The organism is Jutongia sp., from assembly GCF_057878315.1.
Map to the genome: position 1 here is coordinate 1 of NZ_DBLXSO010000064.1, position 11,859 is coordinate 11,859.

The following is an 11,859-nucleotide window of genomic DNA, read 5'->3' on the forward strand; positions in this document are numbered from 1 at the left end:
ATTCTGGGAGAGAAAAAAGCTGGACTGCGAAAGTAGCTTTTTTCGTGTGACGATGCTATAATAAGCACACAGAAAACTATCTTTTACAACACATGATTTCACGGAGGATAAAACCATGTTCCAATTTACAGATGACTGCCTGATCGGGATCAAGGAGCTGGATGACGAGCACCGCCGTCTGTTCTCATTGATCAATCAGGCTATGGACATACTCAACCATACCGATTCCAACGACCGCTGCACCCAGATCACCCATCTGCTGGAGGAGCTGACGCAGTATGCCGATACCCATTTTGCACATGAGGAGGCTTACATGGAGCAGATCCGCGATCCGGAGCTGATCCGTCAGCGCATGCAGCACTCTCTTTTCCGCGACAAAATCCGCGATTTTTCCTTTGCAGACATCGATGACCCCGGAAAGCAGCAGCAGGTTGTCACCGATCTTTTGAATTTCCTTGCCAAATGGCTGTATCACCATATTCTCGGAAGCGACATCATGATCGGCAAGCTGCCGCCGTTAGAGGAATGGATGATCCGCGACAACCCGTGTGAATTCACAGACGATTATCTGACCGGCATTGAAATAGTTGATTTGGAGCATCAGCAGCTCTTTTGCATCGTGGAGCGCGCCTATCAGCTGGTAAAATCCAACGACGTCATTACGTGCTACGATGAGCTTTTATCTATCATCCACGAACTCACGGATTATACCGTAACCCACTTTGCCGACGAAGAAGCTTACATGGAGAAGATCGGTTATGAGGGGCTTGCCGCACAGAAAAATGCGCACGCTTCTTTCGTCGCCAGACTTGAGAGCATCAACCTGATCGAGCTGGACGAAAATCCGCAAAAATATATGGAGAGCCTGATCGAATTTCTGCTTGGATGGCTGATCAACCATATCCTCTATTCCGACAAAAAGATTCCTGTCCAGGCATAACCGCTGCGGACAGGCACAGACAATATACCGTACACATTTATGCCGTACGCATTTCAAGTTCTTAAACATGCGCTGCGAATCCAGCATACAAAAGGAGCTGTGAATGATATTCACAGCTCCTTTTGTATGCTCTTTTCAATATAATGCCGGCGGCCGGACTTGAACCGGCACGAGGTTGCCCCCGTCAGATTTTGAGTCTGATGCGTCTGCCATTCCGCCACGCCGGCAGTCTTGCGATCGGATCTCTCCGTCTCGCTCACGCACGATTTATCATATCATACCCTCCTTCATATTGCAACCACATTTTTCACTTTTCACACCTCACTCCTCTTCCTGATTTCATTGACAAAAGTTATCATATATGATAACTTTATAGCAGACGATTTTTTACGGAACACCTGTATTTTTCAGGAGAATTGAGGGATTCATGAAGGAACAAAGCCCGCTTACCCCGCGCTATGAGGTCGTGGAACAGCTAAAGAGCGCGCGCAAGGCGCAGAATGTGACGCAGGAGGTGCTCGCAGAGCGCGTAGGCACCAGGAAATCCAATATATCCCGTTTTGAGAGCGGCCGTTACAATCCCAGCCTTGATTTTCTGATTAAGGTTGCCGACAGTCTCGGGAAGCAGATTCAGATCAGGATTCGTTAAGCATGAAGGAGGAGTTTTTATGACAAAAGGAAAGATTTTAGGTGATATTCACCAGATTGACAAAGACGTGGAGCTGTGCCGCACCACCAATGAACGCATCAGCAATCAGGCGGCACAGCTTCTGATTGAGAACCAGATCCCCTTTACCCGGGGCTGGATCAAGGTTCCGTTTTTTCTTCGGGAAAAATACCGCGGTGCACACCAGATCTATGTGATCCGCACGAACCGCAACCGCTACGGGCAGGCAAGACGCACCATCGACCAGCTGGACACTTCTTTCCGGCGCAGACTGATCTTAAGCAACTACTGATCCGTACGCACGCCATCTTCCTGCACTGTTTGCGCCATCAGTTTCTCAAACAGTGCCAGGAACTTTTTTTCCACTTCCCGCATCGGGCACTCCCGGTATTCCGGCAGCACCGTCGCCTGCGGTGCCACATCAAATAATTTTTCTCCCGTGAAATGTTCAAATTCATAATACAGGCAGGTATCATCCATGCGCTTTACAATCTCGCGCTCCCGCTCCGTCGGCGGCGCAATCAGGTATTTTTCATAGATCATCTCCTGAAGCACCTGCTCAATCCTGCGGTATTCGGGCAGACAGCCCTTCACCGGCCTGGTGATATCCGACAGATATGCCTCGCTCGCATCATGCAGCAGACACGCCAGAACCTCCCTGCTGCTGCGCCCTTCGGCCTGCGCCATTGCAGCACAGTCCAGGCTATGCTGCGCAACAGAATAAAATACCGGAAAATGCCCGTTGGCACGTGTCATTAACGACAGCGCATGTGCAATATCCTCGATACAGATTTCTTCCGGTCTGGGGTCTGCCGGTGACATATGTATTCCGGAAAATGTGCGAATCTTCTCTCTCATTCCGTTTCCTCCATGCTCTTCTTTAAAAGGCGGTACAATGCTGCGGTATCCACCGGCTTTGCAATATGTCCGTTCATTCCCGCATTCAACGCCGCACTGATGTCCTCGGTGTATGCATTTGCAGTCATTGCGTAGATCGGTATCTCTCCGGCATCCGGGCGGCTGCTCTTCTGTGCGCGGATCGCTTTCGCCGCTTCATAGCCATTCATTCCCGGCATCTGGACATCCATCAGGACTGCCATATAGGTTCCCGGTGCTGATTCCATATACCGCTCCACTGCTTCCTCACCGTTCCACGCATGATCCACATGCATGTTCACAAGCTCCAGCAGCTCCGTGACAATCTCCGCGTTCATCTCGGTATCTTCCGCAAGAAGAATCCGTCTGCCGCCAAAATCATAAGACTCTGACGCATCTTCTTCTGCTTCACCTTCCCCCGTCTCTTCTGCTTTTTGCTTTTTCTCATCCACTGCGTGTGCCAGCGGCAGGGATACTGTAAAGGTTGTTCCGACACCCTTCTTCGACTGGCAGGAGATCGATCCACCCATCAGTTCCACCAGATTTTTGGCGATAGAAAGTCCGAGTCCGCTTCCGCCGTGATGCTGTGCCGTCTCGGCCTCCTCCTGCTCAAACGGCAGGAACAGCCGCTCCTGCATTTCCTCGCTCATTCCCTCGCCGGTATCCGTCACCACAAATTTATAGAAGAACTGTTCCTGCTGCATTGGCAGTTCGCTGACCGTCACGCGGATACTCCCGCCCTCTGGCGTAAACTTATAGGCGTTGGAAATCAGATTCAGCAATACCTGATTGAGGCGCAGCACATCACCTTGGACCTGCTCCACCTGTACCTCGTCCATCTCCACGGTAAAGGCAATCTTTTTCTGCTCACACTGCGTTCCATATACTGCTGAAATTGAATCCAACACCTCTTTTAAGGAAAACGGTGCCTGCGCAATTTTAATCTTGTTGCTCTCGATCGCAGACATATCAAGTACGTCATTTACAATCGCAAGCAGCACTTTGGATGAGGTATCGATCTTATCCAGACACTCTTCTACCCCTCCCCCTTCATCGCTGCGGTGTCTTGCGATCTCAGTCAGCCCCACAATGGCATTGATCGGCGTACGAATCTCATGGCTCATCCGCGCAAGGAACTGTCCCTTTGCCTCATTGGCGCTGTTGGCCTGTGCCACCGCCACAGCGAGCTGCTCGTTTTTCTCTTCCAGCTTGTGGTAATTTCTGCGTCTCAAAAGTTCAAATGCAACCATCCATGCGACAATCTGCAGCAGAAGGATGCCGATCACGGCTATCGGATAACGGAACTTGTATACCATATCGGAGAGTGTCGGCTCATAGGCGGTTGCCAGCGTGTGATCCACCTTAAACTGGGCAATCTCTTTTTCTGATATCATCCCAATGCACTTGTTCAAAATCTTTATCAGCATGCGGTGTTCCTCGCTGTCCAACCCGACGATTCCCGTATTTTCCTCCATAAAAAAAGTCGGGACAGCAGCAAGTTCCTCATAATAGGGATTTGCCAGATACGGCGTCAGCACGCTGACATTCTGCGCCGCAAAATCTGCTTTTCCGTCCAAAACCATGGCCAGACAGTCTTCTAAGTTCTTCTCCTCACAGATCTCAAACTGTGGTGCATTCATCTGGATATAATGTTCCAGCCCGACATAGCTTGCCGGAATTGCCAGACGGTATGAAACATCGTCCGCATCCACATCATATTCCTGTCCGTTTCTTCCGACCAGTGCGACGTCATCCGTATAAAAGCTGTCCGTCAGAATATAGGGCTCCTTCTGGAAATCAGGATTGTCCGAGAGCACCCCTGCAACCAGACTGTCCGGATACTTGGACAGATAGTCCGCCGTGCGCATTCCCTGCGGCATCATCACATACTGAAATGTCAGACCGCTGCGCTCTGACAGCAGATCCAGAATGTCAACTGTAATACCGTCGACATTTCCTTCCGCGTTCCGGTAGGACAACGGTGCTCTTGAAGCAATAAACGCCACCGTAATCACGCCTGACCCTTGAATGTATTCTGCTTCCTCTCTGGTAAAGACGACCTCTCCCTCCGCCTCCTTCTCCCCGTAATATTTCTGATAGAGATCCGTCTGAAACGAAGCTCCTGCCTCGGCAATCTGACCGAGCGCCTCGTTTACCTCGGCAAGCAGTTCCTTGTTCTGCCTCCCAGTCATAATATAGAACGGATCGGAACCGAAGCGGCAGATGATCTTGTAATCCGTCTTGAGTGCAAGACTTCCCATGGCAACCGCGTCAATCTCGCCGCGATCGAGCGCACCAAAACATGCCTCCTGCGTGTCATAGATGCTCTCCTCGTAGGAAAATCCCTTTTCGGCGGCATAGTCCCTGAATTCCTGATTCTGGAAGCTGTCCCTAAGCATACCTACGCGCATGCCGTTATAGGCGGCATAGTCATTGTAGTAGTAAATATCGTTCTCTTTACTCACGTACAGAACACTCGTCTCCGCCCCGATGGCATAGTCCGAAAAAAGATACTGCTTCTCCCGCTCTTTTGTTCGCTGCGCCTGGCAGATCATATCGATCTCACCGGTCTCAAGTTTTTTTAACTGCTGATCCCAGCTGTCATACTCGAATTCATACTCCCAGCCGGTATATTCTGCAATTTTGCGCAGATATTCCACACCGTAGCCCGTGTAAGTTCCGTCCTTTTCTTCAGTAATAAATCCATCATAATCGATATACCCGACTTTGATCAGATGTCGTTTCTCCTGATCCGCCACTGCCGCCGTCACGCTCAAGGTACTGCACAGCACACAGCAAACAAAGCAAATCAGCGCCGCCACGCGTCTGTATCTTCCGGTCACTCTTGTTCCTCCCTCATACCATGCAGCTGCTCCACAAAGGATACCGCAAATTTCTGCACATCCACGCCTACCGCTTCCTCAAAGCTCTCTCCCGTAACGATCGAGTTGGAGATAATGCGGATTCCCAGAAACGGTATGCCATGCGCCAGGCAAAGCTCTGCCGGAGCTGCGGATTCCATATCTTCTACCGCAGTCTTATACCGCTCTCTTAGCAGTGCGATCCGGTCCAGCTGGTTGTTCCACTCATCCGCCGAGCCGATCACTCCTCTGCCCACATAAACATCCGTCTGTACCTTCATCGCCGCATCCCCAAGCCTCTCATCACACGGGAAATCGAGTACTTTCCTTGTCTGTCCAAGTGTTTTATCGAAAATTTCAATCGGCAGCGGCTCAAAATCACACTCATCGATTCCGGCTCCCTCGGGCGCGTATTTCCGGATCATGGCTCCCATCGGAACCACGCGCTCCCCCACCACGATGTCTCCCCGATGAAACCGCGCATCATGACCTCCGCCAATCCCCAGGTTAATCACCGCCCACAGGCAGAACTGTGTCATGGCAATGGCGGTTGCCGCCGCCGCATTCACCATCCCCTGATAGGTGCGCGAGATAACGACCGGCTCCGCGTGCTTCCCTAGGAATCCCGTATAGAATTTCCAGTTGCCGCAGGTTATCTCCTCCGGTTCGTCAAGCTGCCCGATCAGATATTCTGTCTCCGTGTCCATCGCTCCCTGAATCAGAAGCACCGGCTGTTTTTTGAAATCGTAATTTGGCATGTTTTCCTCATTTCTGTCTTTTCTTCTAGCACATTCTCATTTCTGTTGTATCTACTATACGTTGTTAAACTTCCCGATGTCAAGGGACGTATTTTTTTCTTGACGGATACCGCTTTCTGTTTTAAGGTTTTAGTAGATACAGACAGGAGGATTTTTATATGGAAAAAATTGCTAGCTTTACCATAGACCACATCAAATTACAGCCGGGCATCTATGTGTCCAGAAAGGATCATGTCGGAGCGGAAGTCATCACTACGTTCGATCTTCGCATGACCTCACCGAACGACGAACCGGTCATGAACACGGCGGAAGTGCACACAATCGAGCATCTGGGTGCTACCTTCCTGCGGAATCACAAGGACTTCTCCGATAAGACCGTCTACTTTGGACCAATGGGATGCCGCACCGGCTTCTATCTTCTCCTTGCCGGGGATTACGAGTCGAAGGACATCGTTCCGTTAATGATCGAAATGTTTGAATTTATCCGGGATTTTCAGGGCGATGTACCCGGCGCCGCACCAAAGGACTGTGGAAACTATCTGGATATGAATCTTGGCATGGCGAATTATCTTGCGAATCGTTATCTGGAGAATACCCTGTATCACATTGATGCAGCGCATCTCATCTATCCGGAATAAAAAATCTGATCAAAGAAAAAGGGTGTATCGTCTCAATCTCTCAATAAAGACTTTACACCCTTTGTTTTTTGTAATTTGATTTAAATATCGTCCAGGGATTCTTTGATCTTATCCATGAATCCCTTCTTTTTCTTAGGCTTCTCCTGCTTATCGGAAGAACCTGCCCCATCCTGGGCGCCCGTTCGGTTTAAGGAATCACCCGTCAGCGCATCAAACTGACGTAACGCCTCCTTTGCGTCTGCAGAAAGCCCGGTCGGCGTCTGTACCACCAGATCCACATAGTGGTCGCCGCGAACTGATTTGTTGCGGAGGGACGGCACGCCTTTTCCTTTCAGGCGAATTCTTGTGTTCGTCTGTGTTCCCGGCTTCACTTCATACAGCACGTCACCGTCCACCGTATGAATACGAATCTCGCCGCCCAATGCTGCCTGAGCAAAAGAAATCTGTGCGGTGGAATAAATATTCATATCCTGACGCTGCAGGGTCGGATGTCTCGATACGACAACCTCCACGAGCAGATCGCCTCTCGGTCCGCCGTTGATTCCCGGCTCGCCCTTCTCCCGGATACGGACGCTCTGTCCGTTGTCGATACCTGCCGGAATCGATACCTGAATCTTTTTCTTGCTTGCAATGTATCCGGTACCCCGGCAATCCGGGCACTTGTCTTTGATGATCTTTCCGGATCCACCACAGTCTGGGCAGGTCTGCACATTCTGCACCGTACCAAAGAAAGACTGCTGTGTAAATACAACCTTTCCCTTACCACCGCACTTCGGGCAGGTCTCCGGTGTAGTACCCGGCTTTGCACCTGTTCCATGGCAGGAATGGCACTCATCCTTTAACACCATCTCAATCTCTTTCTCACATCCAAAGATTGCTTCCTCAAATGTGATGCGGACACTGGTTCTTAAGTTGGAGCCCTTCATAGGACCATCATTTGTTCTTCTTCTGGAACCACCACCAAAGAAATCTCCGAAAATGTCTCCAAAAATGTCTCCCATATCCATGCCGGAGAAATCGAATCCGCCCGCTCCACCACCGGTGCCGTCAAACGCTGCATGACCAAACTGGTCATACTGCTTTCTTTTTTCTGCATCGGAAAGCACCGCATAGGCTTCCTGTGCTTCCTTGAACTTTTCTTCACACTCTTTATCCCCAGGGTGCATGTCGGGATGATACTTTTTGGCAAGAGTACGGAATGCTTTCTTGATCTCATCGTCCGATGCGGTCTTGCTTACGCCCAAGACCTCATAATAATCTCTCTTATCCGCCATAACTTTTCCTCTATTCCTCTCTACTGCACACAGGGTTTCCAGATGTCACCATCCAGAAACCCCATGTTTTATACACTGCGTTGAAATATCGTAACACACTCTGGCTTCTTTGTAAATGCCGCAGCTTCTGTCAGATTATACTTCCTTGAAGTCCGCATCTACAACATCGTCGTTTGCAGCGCCTGTGCTTCCTGTGCTTCCTGCACCGCCCATATTGCCCATATCAGGACCTGCGCCTGCTGCACCCTGTGCCGCCTGTGTCTGCTCATACATCTTTGCAAATACCTTCTGTGCACTCTGTGTCAGCTTCTCCTGCAAGGATTTTAACTCTGTCACATCCGCCTCTGTCATCTCTTCTGCATTCTGATGTGCATCCAGGAATGACTTCACTGCATTCATGTCGTTCTCTACTTCCGACTTATCGGCTGCATCCAGGTTTGCGCCAACCTGATCCAGTGCCTGCTGTGTCTGGAATACGAAGGAATCTGCATCATTTCTTGCATCGATTGCTTCTTTTCTCTTCTTATCCTGTGCCTCGTACTCAGCTGCCTCTCTGACTGCCTTATCGATCTCATCATCAGACATATTAGAACCAGCTGTGATTGTAATATGCTGCTCTTTGCCTGTTCCCAGATCCTTTGCGGATACGTTTACAATACCATTTGCATCGATATCGAATGTAACCTCGATCTGCGGTACACCACGACGTGCTGGCGGGATACCATCCAGACGGAACTGGCCAAGGGACTTGTTATCTCTTGCAAACTGTCTCTCACCCTGTACAACGTTGATGTCTACAGCGGTCTGGTTGTCTGCTGCGGTGGAGAAGATCTGGCTCTTCTTGGTCGGGATAGTCGTATTTCTCTCGATCAGTCTTGTTGCAATACCACCCATGGTCTCGATGGACAGTGACAGCGGTGTTACATCCAGAAGTAAGATCTCACCCGCACCGGCATCACCTGCAAGCTTACCACCCTGAATGGAAGCACCGATGGCTACACACTCATCCGGGTTTAAGGATTTGCTCGGCTCTTTGCCTGTGAGCTGTCTTACCTTATCCTGTACAGCCGGGATACGTGTCGATCCACCTACTAACAATACCTGACCCAGATCAGCGTTGGTCAGTCCGGCATCTCTCATTGCATTCTGAACCGGGATTGCGGTCTTCTCTACCAGATCATGTGTCAGTTCGTCGAACTTTGCTCTGGTCAGGTTCATATCAAAATGCTTCGGTCCCTCAGCAGTTGCTGTGATGAACGGAAGGTTGATGTTGGTTGTGGTTGCGGAAGAAAGCTCTTTCTTTGCCTTCTCAGCTGCTTCCTTTAATCTCTGAAGTGCCATCTTATCTGTGGATAAGTCTACGCCCTCTGCCTTCTTGAACTCATCGATCATCCACTGTGTCACTCTGTTATCGAAGTCATCACCGCCAAGGTGTGTATCACCGTTTGTAGAAAGTACCTCGATGACACCATCACCGATCTCGATAATAGATACATCGAATGTACCACCGCCGAGATCGTATACCATGATCTTCTGCTCTTTCTCATTGTCAAGACCGTAAGCAAGTGCTGCTGCTGTCGGCTCGTTGATGATACGCTTTACATCCAGTCCTGCGATCTTACCTGCATCCTTGGTTGCCTGACGCTGTGCGTCGTTGAAGTAAGCCGGAACCGTGATGACTGCTTCTGTTACTTTCTCTCCGAGGTATCCTTCCGCATCTGCCTTTAACTTCTGCAGAATCATTGCGGAAATCTGCTGCGGAGAATACTGTTTGTCATCGATTGCTACCTTGTAATCGGTTCCCATATGTCTCTTAATGGAAGAGATTGTCTTCTCTGCGTTGGTGACTGCCTGACGCTTTGCCGGCTCACCGACGAGTCTCTCACCGGTCTTCGTAAATGCTACGATAGACGGTGTTGTTCTTGCACCTTCCTGGTTGGCGATAACGGTAGGTTTTCCACCTTCCATCACTGCTACACAGCTGTTTGTTGTTCCTAAATCAATTCCGATAATTTTTCCCATGATAGATTCCTCCTCATCATATTCTAAAAACAAATTTGTTACTTTTGCTGCATTTATATTAACGCGGACATCTTACGATGCCGGCACGTCTGACTGATAAAACGGCTGCTATGATACCACTGCAACCATGCTGTGGCGCACAACAGAATCCTTATACATATAACCCTTCTGTAACTCCTGTGCGACCACTCCGGAATCGTACTCCTCGCTTTCCACCTGCATCACTGCATTGTGGAAGTTCGGATCAAATTCCTGACCGACTGCCTCGATCGGCTTTACTCCGCTTGCATCAAGCTCGGTAAGCATCTGTCTGTATACTTTATCCATCCCGACGACAAACGCATCTTCTCGCTGCTCCTCCGGTACTGCTGCCAGTCCTCTCTCAAAATTGTCAATCACTGGAAGGATCTTCTCAATGATACTTTTTGCTCCCATATCGTACATCTGTGTTTTTTCTTTCTCTGTGCGCTTACGGAAGTTGTCGAATTCCGCCATCTGACGTTTTAATTTATCATTCAGTTCCTCGATCTGTTCGTCTTTTTTATCTTTCTTTTTCTTAAAGAATCCCTTCTTCTCATCGGCAGGCGCTTCCTGTCCGTCCTCTGCCTCAGATTCCTCTGTCTCTTCTGCCTGCTCGCCGGATTCAGCTGCTTCTGTTTCAGTCTCTGTCTCCTCCGCCTCGCTTACCTCTTCTGCCTGCTTCTCTGCGGCATCTTTTTCAAGATCCTCTAATACTTCTTCCATCATTTCTTCTTTTTTCTCTGCCATTCCAATCCTCCATCTATGTCTCCCCTTTTGGTCTGTCCAAAATTCCATCGAGAGAATTCTTCAATACCTTCAGGTTATCCATGACTTTCTCATAATCCATTCGCTTCGGTCCTACAATACCGATAGTTCCGCGAATCCCTTCTCCCAATTCATAGGTTGCTGTAACCACGCTGCAGTCCTTCATCGTCTGAATCGGGCTTTCATTTCCTATATAAACCTGAATCCCTGTGCTCTTATCTTCCAACAGGTTCTCAGTGACAAGTGATGCAAGCTGCTGCTTCTCCTCAAATGTGGAGATCAGTTCACTCGCTTTTTCTGTGGAATCACTTAACTCCGGGTATTTGAACAGGTTCGTTGTCCCGCTCGTATAGATCCGGATATCCTCATCCTGTCCCATCGTCTCTGCCACGGTATCCAGCACATCACTGATGATGTCGCTGTGGATTCCCGCCTGCTCCTTCAACTTGGCGATCGTGCCGAGATTGATATCCTGCAAGGCAAGACCGTTGAGATTCGAGTTCAGCAGAATATTTAACTTCAGCATCGTCTCATTGTCGATCGGCTCGGATACTGGAATAATCTTGTTCTTGACCAGATTGCCCTCCGTGACAATCACTGCCAGTATCTGTTCTTCATTCACATTGGAAAGCTGTATGAACTTTACCTTGTTGCGGTGGTAGCTCGGTGCCGACACCATCGTCGCATAGTTGGTATTTGCCGCCAGCATCTTTGCCACCTGCTGAAGAACCTGATCTACTTTTTCCGTGTGTTCAATGACAAACTTCTTCATGTCATCAACTTCACGGTTCTTCTCTTCCATCAGATGATCTACATAAAACCGATACCCCTTATCGGAAGGAATACGTCCTGCGGAAGTATGTGGCTGCAGGATATAACCCAGTTCCTCCAGGTCTGCCATCTCGTTGCGGATAGTCGCAGAACTCAGATTCAGATCTGTATACTTTGAAATGGTTCTCGACCCAACCGGCTCGCCTGTCTCCAGATAATTGCGGATGATCGCATCTAAAATTTTTATTTTACGTTCATCTAATTCC

Annotated in this window: 11 protein-coding genes and 1 tRNA gene; 4 read left to right on the forward strand and 8 right to left on the reverse strand. The window is 49.3% G+C overall.

Annotated features, from left to right (window positions below; all coding sequences use genetic code 11):
- Nucleotides 1-115 precede the first annotated feature (115 nt).
- Entirely contained in the window at nucleotides 116-940 is an 825-nt protein-coding gene (locus tag ACZLMD_RS11945; RefSeq protein ID WP_055231536.1) for a bacteriohemerythrin, read from the forward strand.
- Between the two features lie 144 nt (nucleotides 941-1,084).
- Here ACZLMD_RS11945 and ACZLMD_RS11950 read toward each other — a convergent pair.
- Nucleotides 1,085-1,167: transfer RNA gene (locus ACZLMD_RS11950), tRNA-Leu, on the reverse strand.
- A 200-nt stretch (nucleotides 1,168-1,367) separates the two neighbouring features.
- Between ACZLMD_RS11950 and ACZLMD_RS11955 the strand changes: the two genes are divergently transcribed.
- Both ACZLMD_RS11955 and ACZLMD_RS11960 read left to right on the forward strand, forming a co-directional pair.
- Entirely contained in the window at nucleotides 1,368-1,589 is a 222-nt protein-coding gene (locus ACZLMD_RS11955) for a helix-turn-helix domain-containing protein (protein ID WP_288626699.1), read from the forward strand.
- 19 nt (nucleotides 1,590-1,608) lie between these two features.
- Nucleotides 1,609-1,899, forward strand: a complete 291-nt coding sequence (locus ACZLMD_RS11960; protein ID WP_014079167.1) for a hypothetical protein — start codon at nucleotides 1,609-1,611, stop codon at nucleotides 1,897-1,899.
- On the opposite strand, the gene ACZLMD_RS11965 is transcribed toward ACZLMD_RS11960, so the two are convergent.
- Genes ACZLMD_RS11965 through ACZLMD_RS11975 form a run of 3 tightly spaced genes read right to left on the reverse strand, consistent with a single transcriptional unit; the run spans nucleotide 1,893 to nucleotide 6,102 of the window.
- Nucleotides 1,893-2,465, reverse strand: a complete 573-nt coding sequence (locus ACZLMD_RS11965; protein ID WP_055231534.1) for an HD domain-containing protein — start codon at nucleotides 2,463-2,465, stop codon at nucleotides 1,893-1,895. The two genes, ACZLMD_RS11960 and ACZLMD_RS11965, sit on opposite strands and share 7 nt — an antisense overlap.
- On the reverse strand, nucleotides 2,462-5,326 hold the full coding sequence (locus ACZLMD_RS11970; RefSeq protein WP_489495793.1) for a transporter substrate-binding domain-containing protein: 2,865 nt from the start codon (nucleotides 5,324-5,326) through the stop codon (nucleotides 2,462-2,464). Before ACZLMD_RS11970 ends, ACZLMD_RS11965 begins: the two co-directional genes overlap by 4 nt.
- Entirely contained in the window at nucleotides 5,323-6,102 is a 780-nt protein-coding gene (locus ACZLMD_RS11975; protein ID WP_489495795.1) for a 5'-methylthioadenosine/S-adenosylhomocysteine nucleosidase, read from the reverse strand. Before ACZLMD_RS11975 ends, ACZLMD_RS11970 begins: the two co-directional genes overlap by 4 nt.
- A 158-nt stretch (nucleotides 6,103-6,260) precedes the next feature.
- Between ACZLMD_RS11975 and ACZLMD_RS11980 the strand changes: the two genes are divergently transcribed.
- Complete coding sequence (locus ACZLMD_RS11980) at nucleotides 6,261-6,740, forward strand: S-ribosylhomocysteine lyase (RefSeq protein WP_215646859.1); 480 nt, start codon at nucleotides 6,261-6,263, stop codon at nucleotides 6,738-6,740.
- A gap of 80 nt (nucleotides 6,741-6,820) precedes the next feature.
- On the opposite strand, the gene dnaJ is transcribed toward ACZLMD_RS11980, so the two are convergent.
- The 4 genes from dnaJ to hrcA form a co-directional block, all read right to left on the reverse strand.
- On the reverse strand, nucleotides 6,821-8,014 hold the full coding sequence (gene dnaJ, locus ACZLMD_RS11985; protein WP_215646861.1) for a molecular chaperone DnaJ: 1,194 nt from the start codon (nucleotides 8,012-8,014) through the stop codon (nucleotides 6,821-6,823).
- A 135-nt stretch (nucleotides 8,015-8,149) separates the two neighbouring features.
- Nucleotides 8,150-10,036, reverse strand: a complete 1,887-nt coding sequence (dnaK, locus tag ACZLMD_RS11990) for a molecular chaperone DnaK (protein ID WP_215662869.1) — start codon at nucleotides 10,034-10,036, stop codon at nucleotides 8,150-8,152.
- Between the two features lie 108 nt (nucleotides 10,037-10,144).
- Nucleotides 10,145-10,804, reverse strand: coding sequence for a nucleotide exchange factor GrpE (grpE, locus tag ACZLMD_RS11995; RefSeq protein WP_215662872.1), 660 nt, complete (start codon nucleotides 10,802-10,804; stop codon nucleotides 10,145-10,147).
- A 13-nt stretch (nucleotides 10,805-10,817) separates the two neighbouring features.
- Nucleotides 10,818-11,859, reverse strand: a 1,042-nt coding sequence (gene hrcA / locus ACZLMD_RS12000) for a heat-inducible transcriptional repressor HrcA (protein WP_489495797.1), incomplete at its 5' end; no start/stop codon positions are given.

Bases quoted from the DNA above. Each gene is read 5' to 3' on its own strand.
- ACZLMD_RS11945 (WP_055231536.1), top strand. From the start codon at position 116: ATGTTCCAATTTACAGATGACTGCCTGATCGGGATCAAGGAGCTGGAT.
- ACZLMD_RS11955 (WP_288626699.1), top strand. From the start codon at position 1,368: ATGAAGGAACAAAGCCCGCTTACCCCGCGCTATGAGGTCGTGGAACAG.
- ACZLMD_RS11960 (WP_014079167.1), top strand. From the start codon at position 1,609: ATGACAAAAGGAAAGATTTTAGGTGATATTCACCAGATTGACAAAGAC.
- ACZLMD_RS11965 (WP_055231534.1), bottom strand. From the start codon at position 2,465: ATGAGAGAGAAGATTCGCACATTTTCCGGAATACATATGTCACCGGCA.
- ACZLMD_RS11975 (WP_489495795.1), bottom strand. From the start codon at position 6,102: ATGCCAAATTACGATTTCAAAAAACAGCCGGTGCTTCTGATTCAGGGA.
- ACZLMD_RS11980 (WP_215646859.1), top strand. From the start codon at position 6,261: ATGGAAAAAATTGCTAGCTTTACCATAGACCACATCAAATTACAGCCG.
- dnaJ (WP_215646861.1), bottom strand. From the start codon at position 8,014: ATGGCGGATAAGAGAGATTATTATGAGGTCTTGGGCGTAAGCAAGACC.
- dnaK (WP_215662869.1), bottom strand. From the start codon at position 10,036: ATGGGAAAAATTATCGGAATTGATTTAGGAACAACAAACAGCTGTGTA.
- grpE (WP_215662872.1), bottom strand. From the start codon at position 10,804: ATGGCAGAGAAAAAAGAAGAAATGATGGAAGAAGTATTAGAGGATCTT.